A 19,670-nucleotide genomic window follows, 5' to 3' on the forward strand; every position below is an offset into this window, starting at 1 on the left:
GCCTTATGACTGATTTAATTCAATTAGGAAAACAAGCGAAAGAAACAGCGTATCAGCTTGGACTATTAGACACTAAAACAAAAAACGATCTCTTACATTCTATGGCAGATGCGCTTGAAGAAAATACAGAAGCCATTTTAGTTGAAAATCAAAAAGATCTTGCTCAAGCAAAAGACAACGGCATTACAGATACAATGCTGGATCGTTTACGCTTGACCGACGAGCGGATCAAAGATATGGCAGACGGTATCCGCCAAGTAGCAACATTACCTGACCCAATCGGTGAAGTCGATAAAATGTGGAAAAACGAAGATGGCTTAATGATCGGAAAACAGCGTGTTCCACTGGGCGTTATTGGCATTATTTATGAGTCAAGACCAAACGTCACAACAGATGCAGCAAGCTTATGCTTTAAAACAGGTAATGCAGTGATTTTACGTGGCGGAAAAGAAGCATTTCACTCAAATCAAATCCTCGTTACTGTTTTACAAAAAGCACTTGAACAAAACGGAGCATCTCCTTTCGCAATTCAGTTTGTCGATGATACTTCTCGTGAGACCGCTCAACAATTAATGAAATTAAATGACTATTTAGATGTTCTGATTCCTCGCGGCGGTGCAAGCTTGATCAAAACAGTATTAGCAACAGCAACCGTTCCTGTGATCGAAACAGGTACAGGAAACTGTCACGTGTATATCGATAAAGAGGCACAGCTAGACATGGCGACAAACATCATCGTCAATGCAAAGTGCCAACGTCCTTCGGTCTGTAATGCAGCAGAAACTTTACTGATTCATAAAGACGTTGCCGCAACCTTTCTACCTGTGATCGAAAAAGCTTTGAATGAGTTCAACGTAGAACTGCGTGCAGATGAACGTGCCGGCTCTATTTTTGAACAGTCCATTCCAGCAACAGAAGAAGATTGGGCAACAGAATTCAACGATTATATTTTAGCAGTAAAAGTAGTTGATTCTCTAGACGAAGCAATCCAGCATATCAACCGATACAACACCAAACATTCAGAAAGTATTATCAGCGATAATTATTTTGCTACACAACAGTTTTTGAAACAGGTTGATGCTGCCGCTGTCTATGCAAATGCCTCTACTCGTTTTACCGATGGTTTTGTTTTTGGCTTTGGTGCAGAAATCGGGATTAGTACGCAAAAATTACACGCCAGAGGTCCTATGGGCTTAGCTGAATTGACGTCTACTAAATATATTGTTTATGGTGAAGGGCAATATCGTAAATAACTTTATAACAAAATACCTTAAAGACGATGCGTCTTTAAGGTATTTTTACGTATTCTTGGTTCATGATATCTCGGTACATTCCCGGAATGGACTCCCAAGAAACAAATGACATACGTCGAACATAGCTGCCTTTATGCTGAACCAATGCATAGTTTTTTCCTTCTGGTGCCTGTCCTCCAGAAAACGTCAGCTTATGTGACTCACCAAATGGATCATCTAACACCCAAATATCTTTGTAGGGATCTGGATATTGAGGCGCTTCACTACTCTCATCGTACTCTTTTCCGCCGTTATACGTTACTGCCGTAGGCAACGTAGCATAACCGATTTTCATTTCTATAAATGGGTTGAACCGATCGACCCATTGGTTTTTATATTGGTATACGTTCAAAAAAATACCTCCGCTAACCAAAAGAACTAAAAGAATAATCAATCCATATTTGTAGACTTTTTTTAATTTTAAATCGACATCCATTTTTTTAATCATCTTTGCATCTCCCTTCATGAATTCATCCAAGGTAAGATCGAACAATTCACTTAGCTGAATCAGCATCGCAATATCTGGATATGTTCGTCCAGTTTCCCAACTTGAGATCGTTTTATCTGAGACGTTTACTTTTTCTGCTAAGTCTTTTTGCGTCCATTCATTCCTTGTTCGATATTTTTTTAATTGAGTTTTTAATTCCACTTTATGTGCTCCTTTCACTTACTAACTTATGATAAACAGCCCGATTAGACTACCTTTTATTCGTAGAATCAGCTAAGTCAGTGACTCTATGTTTTGTAGATTACTGATAAATCAACGTTTGTTTGTGGCTTAAGTATACCAAAAAGAACCCAGTATTTTTACTGTCGATATACAATTGGAACACCTTTTGATACACTATTCATAAGCTGGAACAACAACTCAAAGGAGGTTCTTTTATGAAACGTGACGGTCATACCCATACAGAATATTGTCCTCATGGAAATGTCGAAGATACTGAGCTGCTCATTCAAAAGGCAATCAGTCTGGGCTTTAAAGAGTACAGCATTACAGAACATGCACCTTTGCCAAAGGGCATAGAAAAAAAGGCAGCTGGCGATCCTGATGTGTGGACAACTGCCTCGATGGCGCTAAATGATGTGGATAACTATTTTAAACGAATGAATAGTTTGCGTAAAAAGTATGCATCTGACATTCTTATCCACATTGGGTTTGAATTAGATTATTTTTCTGATTTTAAAGACTGGACAAAGGACTTTTTAGCAGAATATGGCCCACAAACAGATGATGGGATTTTATCTGTTCATTTCCTTGAAGGAGACGGTGGATTGCGTGGAATCGATTATTCTTTTGATGAATATAAAATTGGGATCGTTGAGCATTTAGGTAGCTTTGAAAAGGCACAGACACTGTACTATCAAACGGTCTTAGCATCATTAGAAGCGGATCTCGGTCCTTGGAAACCAACGCGCTTAGGACATATCTCTTTGTGCCAGAAGTTTCAGAACTTCTTTGATGAACCCGTTGATTATTCACCCAAAAATCAAGCACTTGTCCACACCCTTTTAACACGTGTGAAGCAAGAAAATTATAGCCTTGATTTAAACACTGCCGGATTTTATAAACAAGGTTATCAACAGAGTTATCCACAGGTGTGGATAACCGAAAAAGCGATTGATTTGGGCATTCCCTTGGTTTATGGATCAGATACGCATGCCTTGATGGATGTTGGTCGCAGTTATTCAAAAGTAGAACACTATTTGCAATAGATACCTTGATTTTACCTAAACTGTTTATGAGCGTTGGAGGTGACTGGGATGTAGCTTCAGAGCTATACCTCAGTCACCTAAAACGCAGCTTTTCATTGTCTCCTGCATCGAGATGTATTGAAGCATTTGCTCAACCTACTCTCCTCTATTTTCGTCGCTTCATTACATTTGTTTCCAAACAAATAAGAATTTCTCAGAAGAGTTAAATTTTTCTAGATTTTCACTTTCTAGCAATCAATTTTTCGAGGGATATGCTAAACTATAGATAGTCTATTTATTACGTTGCGAGGTCGATTATGAAGAAAAAAATACATGCATTTTTTAAAGAAAACTGGCCTTATATGACCGCCAGCTTTTTCATTCCTTTTTTTGTAATGGTCATTATATATTTAAGTCTTGGTATTTATCCTGGAAGCAGCCGCAGTGTGATGGCGAGTGATTCCTTTTCACAGTTTTCCAATTTTCATGCAAGTTTCAACAATGTGCTTCATGGAAAGCAGAGTATTTTTTATACATGGAATGCTTCTCTTGGTTTAAACTATCTATCGTTGATTTCCTATTATCTTGGCGGTCTTTTCACTCCGCTCGTTTTATTTTTTAAAAATCAAAATATTCCTGATGCGCTTTATTTGATCACATTATTGAAAATCGGTTCAGCTGGATTGGCATTTTGGGTCTTCGCAAAAAATACATACAAGATTCCTAAATGGGGCCATGTCATGCTCAGCGTGCCGTATGCCTTAATGTCTTTTGCCACCGCACATTCGGAGATCATCATGTGGCTGGACGCCTTTACGTACTTGCCATTGGTTGTGCTGGGGATACATCGTTTGATGGATAAACAAAAGCCAACACTTCTATTTGTCAGCTACTTGCTTTTATTTATTTCCAATTTTTACATGGGCTTTATGATCGGAATTTTTTCATTCTTGTATTTCATCGCCCGAACGTTGACAAATTGGAAGCTACACAAAAAACGAATTGTCTCCTATGGACTTACCTCCCTATTAGCAGGTGGCGCTTCAATGATTTTAGTTTTACCTGCAGTTCTTGACTTGCGGGCAAATGGAGAAACACTCTCCCAAATCACTAATTTTAAAACAGAAGCAACAGCTTTTTGGGATATTGTCATGAAAAATATGATCGGTGTTTATGATACGACAAAATATGGCTCGATTCCTTTCATTTATGTCGGCTTACTTCCTTTGATTTTCTGTATTTTTTATTTTGTCACAAAAGAGATTCCTTGGAAAAATAAAGTATTATTCGGTAGTCTATTTGTTATTTTGATTGCCAGTTTCTATATCACGCCACTAAATCTATTTTGGCATGGGATGCATGCGCCGAATATGTTCTTATTCCGCTATAGCTTCTTGTTCTCTTTCTTAGTCGTACTTTTAGCAGGTTATGGCTTTGAGAAATTTAAGACGGATGATTTAGGCCTTTTAGCAGGAACGACCATTATCTTGATTGCCGTATTCGCTCTAGCAGAGGGCACAAAAAGTGTAACTAGCTACGAATATATTCCGATTTCTGCTTTTATTTTGACTGTGGTATTTCTACTCTTATATCTCGCTGGAATCGCCTTTTACCAGTTGAAAAAAATACCTATGCATTATCTGATCATCTTATTATTGATGCTTGTGTCAACAGAAGCGTTTATCAACACAAATTCTATGTTAAAAGGGATTCTGGATGATTGGCATTATGCGTCACGCAGTTTATATAGTGAGCCCTATCCAACGATCAAAACATTAGTAGACAAAACAAAAAAAGACAATGATTCTTTTTATCGTCTAGAAAATCTGGACTCTGTTTCTTCTAATGACAGTATCAATTATGGTTACAGTGGCGTCAGTCTGTTTTCTTCGATTCGGAATCGTCATTCTTCCTCTTATTTGAATGACTTGGGCTTCCGCGCAAGAGGAACAGCACTGAATATTCGTTACCAAAACAATACGTTGCTGATGGATTCTTTGGTAGGGATCAAATACAATATTTCAGAGAGTGATCCGTTGAAATTTGGTTTTCTCGCAACCGATAAAACTGGTAAGTTTTCACTATACGAAAATAGTAATGCCTTACCCTTAGGCTTTTTGGCAGATAAAGATATTTATTCTGTGAAACAGCCCGCCAACGATAATCTAACGAGTCAAACAGAACTCTTCAATGCTTTAGCTAATCAAAAACAAGATTATTTTACCTTTTATCAACCAACAATCATCAACAAAAACAACGTGAAAATTGAGCAAAACGGCTCAACTGTCACTTATAAAGAAGTTCAAAACAACATAGCGAAAGATATTACTTGGACAGTGGATGTACCCGCAAACACCCAAGCCTACCTTAGCTTGTTTCCAACTGATTTTGCTCAATTAGAAAGCTCAACAGCAACTATGTCCGTAAATGGGACAAGCCAGAAATCTCAGATCAATATTACTGGACAATATTACAATCTCGGTTATTACGATACACCGACAACAGTAACATTTACTGTGAGCTTTTATGGAACAACTGCTGTCAGCTTTATGGAGCCAAAAGTAGTCGGTATGGATACAAAAGCCTTTGAACAATCTGTTCAAGCTATTCAAGAAAAAGGCGCAGATCTAACTGCCAAAGGACGAAAAGTAACTGGAACTGTCACAGCAGACAACGATCAAGTGCTGCTAACAACGATTCCCTATGATAAAGGCTGGAAAGCATATGTAGATGGGAAAAAAGTCCCTGTCTCTGCTTTCAAAAAAGCCTTTGTCAGCTTCCCTGTCACTAGCGGAGAACATACGATCAAGCTTGTCTATTTACCAGAAGGATTCCTACTCGGAGCAATTCTATTTGTGGTTTGTATTGGCAGTTTTGTGGTGTATGTACGGGTAATCAATAAACCTAAATTGGCATTGGTACAACCAAAGAAACGAAGACGGAAAAGAAAGTAAATTCGTTTAGGGCTCTGGGACAAAATCGAGTAACTCCGAGAGCCAAGTTCTGCTATTCTTACTATCTTTGACACTTAGAGATCAATCAGATCGAATCACAACAACTTCAGTTTATTTCCGAAGGGATTGCTTCTGCTCCCACCGTTTATTCGGATTCCAATTGATTAGGATACAACTCTTCGAGTTGTATCCTAATCTCTTTTTAGTTAACTAAAAAAAAGCCCTCTACTTACAAAGTACGTACATAGCTTTACACTTTTACCTCTTGACATTCTAGTTCACTTCAATGTTATCATGCTTATACTAACAATGAAGTGAGGGAATTGGTATGAAAATAAATGAATTATCCAAACTTACTGGTCTTAAAAAAGAAACAATCAGATACTATGAATCCATCGGACTATTAACACCTGTCCGAAGTATGAATGGTTATAGATGTTATACGGATCAAGATATAAAGGATATCCGTTTTATTTTAAAACTAAAGCTTTTGTCCATGCCATTGAACGATATAAAAATTATGATGGATATAAAAAGGCAAGAGACTAGTTTAGCCTGTAAGGAAGAAACTCTGCGTTTTTTGGATCATTATATCGATGCAAGCAAAGACCAGTTAGCATTTTTGACGAAATCGCTCCATATATTAGCAGCTATCAAAGATATTGTCATTCGTAACGAGCCAAATGAAGAAGAGGAAATCATGACACATTTAGCATTGTTTGAGGAGGAATTCTAATGAAACTAACTTTAAAATTGGAAGCGATCAGTCAACTCAGCCTTAGTATATTTTTATACTTTTTTATTTTTAAATTTAGCTGGGTATATTTTTTAATCTTTCTATTTATCCCTGACTTATCAATAATCGGTTATGCTCTTGGGAATAAATCTGGAGCTTATGTATACAACACTGTCCATAATTTAGTATTGCCCACCGTTACATTTACGTTAGGTCTGCTTACTCAAAACACTTTCTTCCTGATGCCAGCACTTATCCTTTTTACACATATTTTTATGGATCGTACTTTAGGCTATGGATTGAAATACCCAGACAGCTTTCAGCATACCCACTTACAATAACTAAAAAAAGGACTTGAGAAATGAACTGAGCTTTACAGCCCTCAGCTTATTTCTCAAGTCTTTGACGTTAAAATTGCTTGTTTTATTGCCCTTGTACTATTTTTATCCTAATCACATTTCCCAATTGCATCAAAAAACCATTGCTTGAACTGCACACTATCCAGATCTACACAAACACGACAATTGGCTTTCCTACCTAAATATCCATTCAAATCAACCAATGTTGCCCCAGCAGTTAGTGCCCCTTGGGTTTCGATCGCAACGTACGTCTCCCTTACGTCAAACATTTCCGGTGCCAGCAGATAGGCGATTGCACAGCCATCATACATGTGTAAACCAACCTCCATATTGCCACTGCCGTAGCTATTAAATAGCTGATTGATCATATCACCAGTTTTATTCATCTTCTTAAGTTTCTGGCAATCTTCTGCTAAAATCAAGGCCTTCTCACCCACATCCAAGCCAACCATTGTTAAGGTTAAATTGCTTTCAAAAACAATTTTGGCAGCCTCTGGATCTGCAGCAATGTTAAACTCGGAAAGTACACCAGTATTTCCTCTGGCTAAAGAACCGCCCATCAGCACAAGCTCTTCGATTCTTTCCACACATTCTGGATACATTCTCAATAATAACGCAATATTTGTTAATGGACCGATCGCTACGATTGTCGTTTTTTCTTTCGAATCCATCAATACTTTATACATCTCGATCACTGCATGATTTTTCGTCAACAGCTCATATTTAGACGTTGCAAAATCATATCCATCCATTCCTGTACTGCCGTGGATTTCACTTGCATCGATTGCTTCACGAAGCAACGGACGACCTGAACCGATCGCTACAGGAACATCTTTGTTCCAAAAAGCCAACAACTTAAGCAAGTTTTTCGTCACCTTATCTACACTGACGTTTCCTCCAACCGTTGTAAATAATTTGATGTCCAGACTTTCATCAAATAATGCTGCAGCAATCGCTACCGCATCATCAATTCCCGGGTCTGTATCGATAATGATTTTTCTTGTTTTTTTCACTTTACCTTATCCTTCCTTTAGACTTTGATTTAGTAAAACCTTCTCCCAAATGATTTCATCTTCGTCAAAGTGCTCCTTTTTAGTATAAAAAACAGAAAGCATCTCTGCTCCCGTCTTCTTTCACGTTCAATAATCTAACTGCTTCAAATGCAATAAAAATGACGCTGCACTTAACTGCTTGATCACATACAAGCGCTCAATATGTCTGCGTACTATTTTATCTTCTTTGGGCGACGGATCAAACAGCTCTAAAATCTTACTGATACCGTATTCAAATATAACGCCACTGCCGCCAGTAACCCCCATTGTTTCTGTGTAATTCAGCTGCCCTTTTTTTATTTCTGCAAGGTTTTGAGTGAGATCACCTTCGACAAGAATTTCATCTGTTTTCTTTTTCAATTCAGCCAATAGTTCTGATTTTGTATGTACTTTTATTCGTTTCATACGTCTCTCAATCTCTCCCCTTTTTAAATTATTATACGCTATTCTTATGTTTTTGCTAGTAGTACTTAAGGTTAGGCAACAAGAGGCTGGGATAGAAACGTTTAATCCCGAGAACTACGTCCTTCAATTCTTAGTGACTTTAACACTTAGAGAGTGATGAGATCGAAACACAGTGTAGTAGGTACTGTTCTACATCCGCTCGTGTCTCACTGTGTTTCACAGCACTTTCAGCTTGTTTCCGAAGAGGTTGTTTCTGCTTCCGCCGTTTATTCGGATTCTAAATGACTAGATTGTCACTCATAGAATTATGTCCCAGTCTCTTGTTTTTTTAGGAAATAATCATCGCTTCTTCCACGATAGACATCCCTTCACCCTTGCCACGTTCCACCAATAAAGCTAACTGGATAAATGAAAACAACACATTACTTTGTTTAGAATAGGCATAATACCGCGCTTGCCAATGACTTACATAACGCTCTTTTTCTTTTCTTGTATCTTTGAAACCATAGACTTGATCCCCATACTTATAAAAAATATTGACTAGACGTTCTTCTAAAAATGAATATTTTGTTTCTCCTACATTTGAAAGAGGAGCTGTACCTAAGTCAACAAGCGGATATCCCTGCTTTTGATACTCCTCTATAAAATGAGTCAACATGAAATCAGTTAAATATTCAGGAACATCACTCGAATAACGCAATAAATCATAAGACATCTGTTGTCTCAGCTGGATCGGTTTAGCTGTAATAAAACCAACTACTTCGTGCTTCTCATTTCTTACGATTCCTACATCACTCAACGATAAATAGCTTCGATCGAAACAGCCGCTGACAAAGTTACGCTCTCGCCGACTTCCTAACCACTCCTCCGATACTTTTGCTAACGCTTGAAACAACTCCTCCGAAATAGGCTCATGATACATTGTAAAGGTATATCCTAAATTGGTTAGATGCTGCAACTCCATGCGGTTTGTTGCTAAAGCGGTTGGAACTGTTTCTGTCTGAGACAAATCAACAAGCCCTTCTTCGCCAACTTTCATAAAATTGTACCCTAAATCATGTAGGATCATCGTATATTTTTCACCGATGCGGTAAAAGGCAGCTTGGTAGCCAAGTAAATCTGCCGCATCCATAAAAGCCAATGTCGCCTGCGCCCACTTTTCCTGATTACCAATAGGATCACCTAAAATAAAACATTTATTCGCTTTGATCTGATAAGCAAACAACACTTCATCTTGCTCATTTTCTTGATAGTAATAATAAACATAGTTTTTTAAATAAAGTAAATGACTGCCTTCTGTGCCGCCATATTTACTGATCAACGCATCCAAACGTTCTTTTTGATATGATTCTCCTAATCTGATGGGCGTATCTGCCAAGTATTGATACAGGGTGATCAAACCGATCATCGAAATCCCCAAGCCAATCAAACCCGAAAACCAGACATCATCCGATGGAAATAGTAAAAACATGTGCGGAAGCGGTCCAGTTTTATGCGGATGTGAACTATAGTAACCCGCAACAGCATAAATAATAAAGAGAAAACTAAACAAAACTCCGTCTAGTGCTAAAGCACCCCACGAATAAACAAATTTCTCCCGATAAAACTCTTTTCGTGCTAAAAATACGGCAGATAAAATGACTAAATATACTACAATCAACTGCCAAGATGCCGTCCTCGAAATCGTGTTGACGATCCCAAATATCAACAGTCCAATGGTCGGCCAATACGCCTTTTTCACTTTCATAGAAATCCCTCTCGCCAAGCCCAGCAATAAAAAGCCGATCAGCATATTGAAGGTTTGATCTAGAAAATCAAAAGAAAACGGCAAAAGAAATTTAAACAGCCTGCTGACATTCGATAAATTCGTAATTGTAGACAATAGTACCATCATAATCCCTGCAAAATACAGAGCTGCAACTAAAATAAAATGAGCTACTTTTTGAGAAAAAATTCGCGGCAAATTATCAAAGAAGCGATTGATCTTGATCCCTGTTTGATGCACGAACAATAAAATTCCTGTAATAAACGGCAAGACATAATAAAATAGACGGTAATAAATCAGCCAAACAACTGCGGTCGATTGACTCACACCTAACTGAGATAATCCTAAAATCATCAAAACATCAAATGTTCCCATCCCACCAGGCACCATCGTCAGCATCCCAATAAGTGTAGCGATCACAAACATCGGATAAACAGAAATCAACGATACCTTAACCTGCATCAACGCACCTACACTTAAAAAGACAAACAGTGCACCTAACCATTGACCTAACGATGCACCAAATAAAAGAAAAATACCTTTTGGGAAAAAGTCCTTAAACAACGTATATTTCTTTAGCTGAGTAAATAAAAACAGCGCTGGTGCAATCAAACTGCCTGCCAGCAGCCAAACCCAATATTCTCGAAATAAACTATCCGGTCGGATAAAAAAAACATCAATAAATGCAATAAACGATAAAATAGACAAACCGGAGATCATAAACAGCGCCACTTTAGAAACAGTTGCAACAACCTTTTTCCGCGAAGCATCCTTGCCGTAGAAATTCGCCCGCAATGTTGCGCCAACTACTCCGCCAAAGCCTGCTAGATTATTGATCGTATTCGTGACCCAGGCAGATACAAACCATTCCCAGCGATCCATCTTAGGCTTCCCTTGCTCCTCAAGAACATTGACAACTACTAAATCATATAAAAACATCGGCAATACACCGACCAAGCCAACTGCAATCATACCGATAAGACGAACACGACTTTGCTGTCCCATGGTCTGAAAAACATCCTGCCACGTCATTCCTTGTACAATATGAGTCACCTGATTCGCTACAAAAATCAAAACAGAACCAAGAAAAATCAATTTTAACAATAAACTGTGCTCTTTCATCCAATGAACAAGTTGATTCACACTCTTCTTCATCTGTTCACCACCTTTTCATACCTTTCACTTATACAAGCTTTTTTCTTACATCTTTTTATATGTTAGCGTATAACTGTTTATTTTTCCACTTTCGTTGTGAAATCTCCTTATTTTTTACAAAAAAAAGGCAGTCGATGAGCTTTATCCAACGACTCATTAACTACCTTTATCCGTCTATTTGCTAGCTTTATGCGCTGCACCAAGCCTATCTGCAACGACGATTGCTGCTTTCACTTGCTCGATCGTAATTGGAAAAGGCATCGCTTCTATAGGCTCCTCTTTAGCGCATGCTTTTGTTGCAGCTGCTGTTAATTCTGCCTCTGTGATTTCTTCAATCCCTATATCAGCTAAACAAACTGGCAACCCGACTGACAGCGAAAAATCCAGTACTTCACGTAGCTCCTCTGTTGGTGCATTTTCTAAAACTAACTGACAAATCGTACAAAACGAAACTTTTTCACCATGCGTCGCACTCCGAGCACTTGGTAGTACCGATAAGCCGTCGTGAATCGCATGAATTGCTGCTAAACCACCACTTTCAAAGCCTAAGCCTGAAAGTAAGCTATTGGCTTCAATGATATTTTCTAAAGCAGGCGTCACTACATTATTGTCTGAAGCCTCTTTTGCTTTAACACCGTCTTCCAGCAGCGTTTCATAACAATAGCTTGCTAGAGCAAAAGCTGCATTCGTTCCTTTAGCAGGTGGACATGAACCATCCTGTGCTCCACAGGCTAAGCCTGCATCTACATTTGCATACGCATTACGTACTGCTCGAGCTTCAAAATAAGTTGATAAGGCATCGCCCATGCCTGAAACCAAAAAACGGGTTGGTGCATTCGCAATAATAACTGTATCAATTAAAACAACACTTGGATTTTGGACAAAATAAACGTAGCGATCAAATAGTCCATCCTCCGTGTACAGAACCGCACAATGACTTGTGGGCGCATCTGTCGCCACAATCGTCGGCACAACGATCAAACGCTGTCCTTCTGCCACACATTTAGCTGCATCGATCGCTTTGCCGCCACCAAGACCAACCACACAATCACACTCATTTTCGGCTGCAACTTTCTTTAAACGAGCAACTTCCCGACCACTTACTTCACCTTGAAAATTACTTGGTATCAATGAAATGGAAAACTTTGCAGCTGTTTGGTCCAACTTCTCTTTTACACGACTTATATCATCTGGATGAGCGATCAATAACGCCTTTTTACCAAATGTACTGACAAAATAACCCAAATTCAGCAACTCATCTTCCCCTTGAACATACTTTGCCGGACTAATAAATGCTTTTCTCATATCTGGACAACTCCTATCTTCAATTTTTATTCATCGATCAACAGATCTTCTTACTGACTTCTAAAAAATAATAGCAAATAAAGCTAAGGAAAATTTTCCTCAGCTTTATTTCTGTTCGTCTATAAATTCTGTTTCTCCAACGTTCTTAAAGAAATATAACCAAACACAACGATTGAAACAACCGTTAAGAACAATTGGAAAATATAACTTCCAGTGACACTAAAATCAAATGAAAATGAGATCATGCTCAAGATTCCAGTCACAAATGTACTAAGAATATTGAAGCCGATGAAAAGTAAGAAGGAAAGATTTTTTCCTTTCATAATAATACAAGCAGTAGCAATAACCATCAGCATATTCAAGTAGCTTAATAAGCCAGAAAAAATCAATTTACCAAAGCTTAGTTCAGTATAATAAAACATTGAATTCAGCCCTTCAACAAAGCTATCCCAACCATCTAATTGCACTAATTTTACTAAAAATAGAATCATTGGAATCAAGGCAATCAACAGCATCAACGCAATCGTGCAAATGAAGATCGCACCAATTTTTGCAAAGAATAACTTTCTTCTGTTTACGCCTGAAGCGACCATCATTGCCATTACGTTATTCTTATAATCCATTGAAATCATGTGGAATGGATACACGTAGGCGAAAATAATATTTCCAAAGATAACAATAAAGCCTATCACACCCATTGTCCCTAAAAGTGCCGCAGTAGCGCTAGACTCATAATAAGAATCTGAGAACGCTGAAACAGCACTTAATGCAAATAATGACAAAATAATATTCAACACGCCGATAACTCCAGCCGTGATCAAAAAGCTTTTATCTCGTAAAAATTTAAATAGCTCCATTTTAAAAATCAGTTTTCCAGTCATGTTCGTCCCTCCTAGTTCAACTTCTCATCTAAAATTTTCACTTTAGATAATTCAGAAATTTCAATTGCTTCTTCTGTCAGACGCTGTTTGATCTCTGTCCAGCGTTCATCAGAGATATCCAGCTTCACGCCGCCCTCTTCATCCACTTGGTGATAATAGTTGGCTTCATCCAATAACTCTTTCAAGCGATCATTATTCGTCGTATCGACGCGACGAATTTGTTTTTCTTTTTCAGCATTGATGTCAATCGTTTCCGCAATACGACCACGGTCAATCACATAAACGATATCACATAATGCTTCTAGATCATTTTGGACGTGACTTGAAATAACTAGGGTCAACCCTTGATCTGTCAACTGTTTTAGATATTTTTTAAACCATTTTACTGTGTCAATATCCAACCCACGGAAAGGCTCATCCAAAATCAGCACTTCCGGTGTATGCATCAATGCAATCAATAAAATCAATTTTTTCTGCATTCCGTATGAATAGCTTTTGACTTTTTGATCCAACACAGCAAATAAATCCAGCTCTCTAGCCAACTCTTTCGCCTTTTCTTGATCAAAACTCCCGCGTAACCCAGAAAAATACTCAATATTGAACCAGCCTGTACGATTCGTATATACAGACATGCCGTCTAATACGATTCCTACATTCAACAATACTTCATTATGCTGTTTAACAGAGGTATCATCGATCAAAATATCGCCTTGATAATTTGAAATAATGTTTGTCATACATTTAAACAACGTTGTTTTCCCTGCGCCGTTATGACCAACTAAACCATAAGAAGTGCCTTTTTCAAAGTCTAATGAACGGATATTCAACACTTCTACACGACCATAGCGCATTACTAAATCTCTTACTTTAATTTCCATAGTAAACTCCTTTTATTTTTTGTTTTGCCTTTTTTTATATTTTCATCACCCTAAAATAAAGAAAAAAGATTAACAATAATAGTTTATCATGTTTTTTAATCTAGATGGAAACTATTTATGAGGAAAGCGTTTTTATAGTCGATTTTACTGCATTAATTCTACTTTTTCTTGCGTTTTCGTAAAATGTCGATTGCTAAAAATAAAATAGCAAATAAGGCAATACCGTATCCAATGATCCCTAAGATCGAAACAAAATTACTTGTAACGCGCTGATTAAATTCAACAAGCATAGACGAGCCAATGATCAAGGCAGCTAAAATCAGACCGATCACTAAACGATTGATCATTCCCTCCACTCGATCTAACAATTCATTTTGCTTTTTAAGCTCAAAATTGATTTTCGTTTTTCCTTTGGCAAAGTCATCTAATACATCCAATGTCCTTGATGGAATTTTAGGAGCAGCTTTTGCTGAATACAAAAGATCCAAGCCCGCTCGTTTTAATTCAAAGGACCAATCGATTTTTTCCGTAAAATATTTCTTGGCAAATGGAGTAGCGATTTCTACTAATGAAATAGATGGGTCCAATTCTCGAATCATTCCTTCGAATGTTGCGACGGCTTTGACCAGCATCGTGACTTCCTGCGGAACCTGAAGATTATTTTTATGACAGATAGCAATGATTTGGAAAAAAAGAGTTTGTAAATTGATTTCACCAATACTGACTCCATAATTGTCCTCCAACAACGGTGTCAACTGTTCAAAAAAGGCTTCCTCATCAACTGGTCCAGACTGCTTACACAAGCGCAAAATTGCTTGACCGATCGCTTTGACGTTGTTGCCATATAGACTGTCCATGATCGCTGTCAGCTTGTGAATCATATCAGCATCCAATCTTCCCATCATCCCAAAGTCTAAAAAAACTAACCGATAAGGTGGTAATTCCTGTTCTTTTGCGTAATCAAATACAATATCTGTTGCACCTACGCGTTTTTCTTGATGGTGTTTCTTCGTTTGAACCTTCTCTTTTAGTGATTCATCAGAAGGAGCAAGTAACTGAACCAAAATATTTCCTGGATGTGGATCTGCATGAAAAAAACCATCGTCAAATACTTGCTTCACAAAATTTTTCACAAGTGTATCACCAAAAAATTTCTTCATCTTTTGATGTTCTTCCAGCTCTTTGGACTCTTTATTCTTCTCACCTTTTACAAACTGCTTGATACTTTCCCCCGACATAAATTCCATGACTAAAACTTTGGATGTAGAGTATTCTTCATAAATGATCGGTGAACGTACGATTTGCCAACCATTATTTTTTTCATAGAATTCTTTGCCGTTGGCAGCTTCTTTAAGTGAATCAAGTTCATCGGCTAAAGAGGATTTTACTTCCCGAAAAATTTCTTTTGGATCTACCACACTGGCTTCTGGAATATACTTGATTAGCGGCAACACTTTCTCAAATAAAGAGAGGTCCAGCATGATCTCTTCTTTGATTCCGGGATGCTGAACTTTCACTGCGACCAGTCGTCCATCAGGCAAGGTTGCTTTATGTGTTTGTCCCATAGAAGCTGATGCAAACGGCTGCTCTTCAAATGTTGTAAAGATATCCGTCAATGCCAAGCCCGTCTCCGCTTCAATAACAGCTTTCACCGACGCAAAATCATCCGTTTTTACATTATCCTGTAATTTCTTTAGCTCCTCAATAAAAGCCGGAGTCAAAATATCGGTCCGTACTGAAAGCATTTGACCGATTTTAATAAATGTCGGCCCCAACATTTCCAACGCTTCTCTAACTTTTTCAGGGTGTTCCTGTTTGGATAAATTCCCTAGCACATTATATGATACAAATATTTGCAATATCTCTTTAAATCTAGCACTTTTACGTTTGTCCTTTTGGGCATTTTTCGTACCTGTCGAAGATTCCTTCATCGTCCTCTCCCCCTTTTCCTAATAGTACCCGTTACAGAAAATTAGAGCAAATCAGAACCCGCAACAAAAAAACCAAGATCAACTGTTCAAAATTGATCTTGGTTTACTCTTACGTTGATTCTTATTTACTCTCTTGGCGGGCAAGATAGGTTTCCAGATATTCACTTAAAAGCTTATATCCTTCCATTTTTTGTTCTACTTCTTTGGGACAATAGATCCATTTACCCATGACTTTTCGTTTTCTGGATAATACATCGACCTCTTCTAAAAAATCAGCTAAATCATCGATTAGCTGCTGACAGCTTAGTTCGTTGCCCAAGAGAATATCTTTCTTTTCTCGTTCATAGACAGAACCCCATAAATAAGGCAGTACTTCGATTTGACGAATATTAGCATAGAAATCATCTTTTGCCATCATTCCTTTGTGCCCTAGACCTCTGCCCTTTTGGAAGAAGGTATGAATATCCCATTCTAATTTTTTCAAACGACGTAAAGACGGGCCTTGCTGATCCTGATAATTTTCTCTATTTTTCTCATAGCCTTCCTCGACCGTCCAGGATCTTTTAGATTCTACAACTGGATGTTGTTCAGATACACGATCCAGCATTTCTTCAATGGCCAAAGTAACTGTAGGTCGCTCTTCATCTGCCTCTATTACTGGACGCATTGGTTTAGTTGCTTGCAGGAAAGACTCCTTAGATGGAAAACTACGATTCGCTGGTCCTTGAGAAGTTTTTGGTGGTGCAGGTGGACCTACCATAATATCGTTTGTTTTCGGTTCAACAGGTTGTGGTTTAGGCTCAGCTACCGGGGCTTTCACAGTTGCCTGCGATGCTTTTCGGACCTTTTGCTCTAATTCTGCAATTTTTTGATGCGCCTTGATCAATTGAACATCAACTTTTCCAACTGTTTGTGTTAATTTTTTGATCTCAGTTGCATTTGATTTTAGCTGTTCTTGATCTTTTTGATGCTGTTCTGCTAATTTTTTAGCAGATTCACTTTTTGTCAGTTTGGCTTGTGGAATTTTTCTCTTTTCTGTTTTGACATTCAGCAATTCCGTTTCCATCGTTTGAAGCTTTTCTGTCAACTGCTCGATCACCTGATTTAGCTTGACGGTTTCAGAAGTTGTTTCCTGCAGTTGTCCATGATCTTGTTCAATTCTTTCTAAAGCTTCTGAATCTGATTTTGCTTCCAAAACGTTCGTTTCTACTGTAGTCAATTTATCGTTTATCTGTTGAAGTTGATTAGCAATAGCTGTTACTTCATTGCTGGTTGATGCTAATTTTTCTGCTAGCTGATTCTGTTCTTGATTGACTTTTTTCGCCGTCGAAAACGTTAGTTTAGGCCGTTTTTTCTGTTGTTCCAACGTCTGATCAATTTTAGTTACTTTCTGGTCAGAGTTATTCAAGCGCTGATTTAATAAATCGATCTGTTTTAATGCTTCTTCTAAGCGCTCTTCAACTGTCGGTCCCGCCTCTTCACCAGTTGGCCCTAATGTAATTTTAAATTTAGGTGGTGTTTTGCGTTTTGGGAACGTCTCGATTTTTTTATCGACCTGTATCTTGAATGCTGAAAACTCTTCTTGCAGCTGCTCGATTTTTTGGTCCAGTTTTTTTAAGTGCTGAGCATTTATACCTTCTTGTGCTTCTTTAGCAGCAACTTTACTTTGAACGACTTTTACAACAGGTGGTGTTTTCTTTTGTTTGACTGTTTGAATTTCCTTGTAGATATCGTTTAGATTTTCACTAAATTGATTCATCATTTCAGTCAACAGCAACACTTCACTATTGGTTTCCTGCAATCCTTTGACCATCTCTAAAGGCACCGCTTCAGAAAAAGCCGTTGTATGTTCTAACGGTAATTCCGGCACTTCAAGACTACTGATCCATGTACGCAAATCACTTATTTGCAACTTACTTAACGGGTGCGCTAAAGCTAACAGTAAGGTGATATACACTGCTTTTTGCGTTACCCGTACGTATAGATTTTTAACGACACAATCTTCAAATTCATAGTTGAATTGTTCTGGTAAATCGGCCAAAAGTGCTTCAAATTGCTCTGGCTGTTCGTAATCTTCTGCTACCTCAAATTTTCTTAATAAGTACACAGAATATTGGCTCAACACATCATCTGAATAAAGTTCTTCCCCGAGCCTACTTTCCTCTATCTCTTTCCTAAAAAAAACTTTCTTATTTCCTGTTGTCTGCTTTGCAAAACTTCCTTTTTCCATATGTATTAATGGCTCCTTCTCAGCTAATTCCTTTGTTTATGATTCACATTTCCTCTTCACACGATCGAAGAGACTTGAATAGAATTTTAAAATTGAAACAATCAATCGATCACTCGTTTTCGTTCTTATCTTCATTTTTACACTGATAATTGTTGAAAACTTTGTACTCGTCATTGTCGTTCCTGTTTTGCTTATGCCCTTGTCGTATTTCTATGTTTAATGCACCCTATTTTACACAATCATTTCTAATTTTACCCTAAAAACAACGGCTTATGTTTTCATAAAATATGTAATAATCTAAAAAAAATGATAATATAACTTTTATATTTAAAAAAATATAACAAAACTAAATGAATAGCTTTGTTACATTTGATTTATATTGCTAATTTTTATTTTTTATACTCATTTTCAATTCGACGGTCTGGAATGATCCACATGATCAAAATACCAATATTCAGAATCAAAACAAAATATGGATGGATCAAAATGCCTAGACCTAAACCTAAAATATTTAGAAAAATCGTTAAATACGATTTATTGTAACGCTGAAACAAATCGCCAAGTGCTGATTCCTTGCCGTTTGCTCGAATCAATTCTTTGGTCAGTATCAAGTAAGCACAATTAGCTAAAAGAGTCATAATGCCATACGTCAGCTGTGGAATCAGACTATCAATAAAATCACCTACCCAAGCTGTCGCAAACGGAACAAGGGTCAATGCAAAAATAAAAAAATTATTTGCCCACAGCACCCGTCCATCGATTTCATGAACTAATTGAAACATATGATGATGGTTATTCCAATAAATCGCCAACATCACAAAACTAACGATGTAAATGAACAGTTTTCGCTCGATTCCTACTAAACCCGCTAATGTATCTGTTGTTGGCTGATGTAGCTCTAAAACTAAAATTGTCATCACGATCGCAATCACTGCATCCGTAAATGCTTCAAGCCTAGATTTTGACATATGTTTCATCTCCTCGTTTTTATTTTACGTGCTTTCTCTTCAAATGCAATGATTTCGCCCGCCT

Annotated in this window: 15 protein-coding genes; 5 read left to right on the forward strand and 10 right to left on the reverse strand. The window is 37.8% G+C overall.

Going from position 1 to position 19,670, the window contains the following annotated elements:
• Positions 1–5 precede the first annotated feature (5 nt).
• Positions 6–1,253 carry a glutamate-5-semialdehyde dehydrogenase gene (locus BCR25_RS08750; RefSeq protein ID WP_069663235.1) on the forward strand — a complete coding sequence of 416 codons (1,248 nt, stop codon included), beginning with the start codon at positions 6–8 and terminating at the stop codon, positions 1,251–1,253.
• Between the two features lie 34 nt (positions 1,254–1,287).
• Here the strand turns inward: BCR25_RS08750 and BCR25_RS08755 are convergent, their stop codons facing one another.
• A complete protein-coding gene (locus BCR25_RS08755; protein ID WP_069663236.1) occupies positions 1,288–1,941 on the reverse strand; it encodes a helix-turn-helix domain-containing protein in 654 nt (217 codons plus the stop codon).
• A 236-nt stretch (positions 1,942–2,177) separates the two neighbouring features.
• Between BCR25_RS08755 and hisJ the strand changes: the two genes are divergently transcribed.
• The 4 genes from hisJ (at position 2,178) to BCR25_RS08775 (ending at position 7,018) form a co-directional block, all read left to right on the forward strand.
• Positions 2,178–3,008 carry a histidinol-phosphatase HisJ gene (hisJ, locus tag BCR25_RS08760; protein WP_069663237.1) on the forward strand — a complete coding sequence of 277 codons (831 nt, stop codon included), beginning with the start codon at positions 2,178–2,180 and terminating at the stop codon, positions 3,006–3,008.
• Positions 3,009–3,304: 296 nt separating this feature from the next.
• On the forward strand, positions 3,305–5,941 hold the full coding sequence (locus BCR25_RS08765) for a YfhO family protein (RefSeq protein WP_069663238.1): 2,637 nt from the start codon (positions 3,305–3,307) through the stop codon (positions 5,939–5,941).
• A gap of 328 nt (positions 5,942–6,269) precedes the next feature.
• Positions 6,270–6,677 carry a MerR family transcriptional regulator gene (locus tag BCR25_RS08770; RefSeq protein WP_069663239.1) on the forward strand — a complete coding sequence of 136 codons (408 nt, stop codon included), beginning with the start codon at positions 6,270–6,272 and terminating at the stop codon, positions 6,675–6,677.
• Positions 6,677–7,018 (forward strand): DUF4260 domain-containing protein, encoded by a 342-nt coding sequence (locus BCR25_RS08775; protein WP_083242622.1) that lies wholly within the window; start codon positions 6,677–6,679, stop codon positions 7,016–7,018. The genes BCR25_RS08770 and BCR25_RS08775 overlap by 1 nt, the downstream gene beginning before the upstream one ends.
• Positions 7,019–7,125: 107 nt before the next feature.
• On the opposite strand, the gene rihC is transcribed toward BCR25_RS08775, so the two are convergent.
• From rihC to BCR25_RS08820, 9 genes are all read right to left on the reverse strand, one after another.
• Positions 7,126–8,049, reverse strand: coding sequence for a ribonucleoside hydrolase RihC (gene rihC, locus BCR25_RS08780; RefSeq protein WP_069663241.1), 924 nt, complete (start codon positions 8,047–8,049; stop codon positions 7,126–7,128).
• A gap of 126 nt (positions 8,050–8,175) precedes the next feature.
• On the reverse strand, positions 8,176–8,493 hold the full coding sequence (locus BCR25_RS08785; RefSeq protein ID WP_069663242.1) for a hypothetical protein: 318 nt from the start codon (positions 8,491–8,493) through the stop codon (positions 8,176–8,178).
• Between the two features lie 328 nt (positions 8,494–8,821).
• Complete coding sequence (gene mprF / locus BCR25_RS08790) at positions 8,822–11,413, reverse strand: bifunctional lysylphosphatidylglycerol flippase/synthetase MprF (protein WP_069663243.1); 2,592 nt, start codon at positions 11,411–11,413, stop codon at positions 8,822–8,824.
• Positions 11,414–11,587: 174 nt separating this feature from the next.
• Positions 11,588–12,718 carry a glycerol dehydrogenase gene (locus BCR25_RS08795; RefSeq protein ID WP_069663244.1) on the reverse strand — a complete coding sequence of 377 codons (1,131 nt, stop codon included), beginning with the start codon at positions 12,716–12,718 and terminating at the stop codon, positions 11,588–11,590.
• A 119-nt stretch (positions 12,719–12,837) separates the two neighbouring features.
• The gene (locus BCR25_RS08800; protein ID WP_069663245.1) at positions 12,838–13,599 is read right to left on the reverse strand and encodes an ABC transporter permease; all 762 of its coding nucleotides are present in this window, start codon (positions 13,597–13,599) and stop codon (positions 12,838–12,840) included.
• Positions 13,600–13,610: 11 nt separating this feature from the next.
• The gene (locus BCR25_RS08805) at positions 13,611–14,477 is read right to left on the reverse strand and encodes an ABC transporter ATP-binding protein (protein WP_069663246.1); all 867 of its coding nucleotides are present in this window, start codon (positions 14,475–14,477) and stop codon (positions 13,611–13,613) included.
• Between the two features lie 158 nt (positions 14,478–14,635).
• The gene (locus tag BCR25_RS08810) at positions 14,636–16,408 is read right to left on the reverse strand and encodes an ABC1 kinase family protein (protein ID WP_069663247.1); all 1,773 of its coding nucleotides are present in this window, start codon (positions 16,406–16,408) and stop codon (positions 14,636–14,638) included.
• A gap of 121 nt (positions 16,409–16,529) precedes the next feature.
• The gene (locus BCR25_RS08815) at positions 16,530–18,638 is read right to left on the reverse strand and encodes a coiled-coil domain-containing protein (RefSeq protein WP_069663248.1); all 2,109 of its coding nucleotides are present in this window, start codon (positions 18,636–18,638) and stop codon (positions 16,530–16,532) included.
• A 389-nt stretch (positions 18,639–19,027) separates the two neighbouring features.
• Positions 19,028–19,606 (reverse strand): TMEM175 family protein, encoded by a 579-nt coding sequence (locus BCR25_RS08820; RefSeq protein WP_069663249.1) that lies wholly within the window; start codon positions 19,604–19,606, stop codon positions 19,028–19,030.
• Between the last annotated feature and the right edge of the window lie 64 nt (positions 19,607–19,670).

It is taken from the genome of Enterococcus termitis, assembly GCF_001730305.1.
Classification (GTDB): domain Bacteria; phylum Bacillota; class Bacilli; order Lactobacillales; family Enterococcaceae; genus Enterococcus_L; species Enterococcus_L termitis.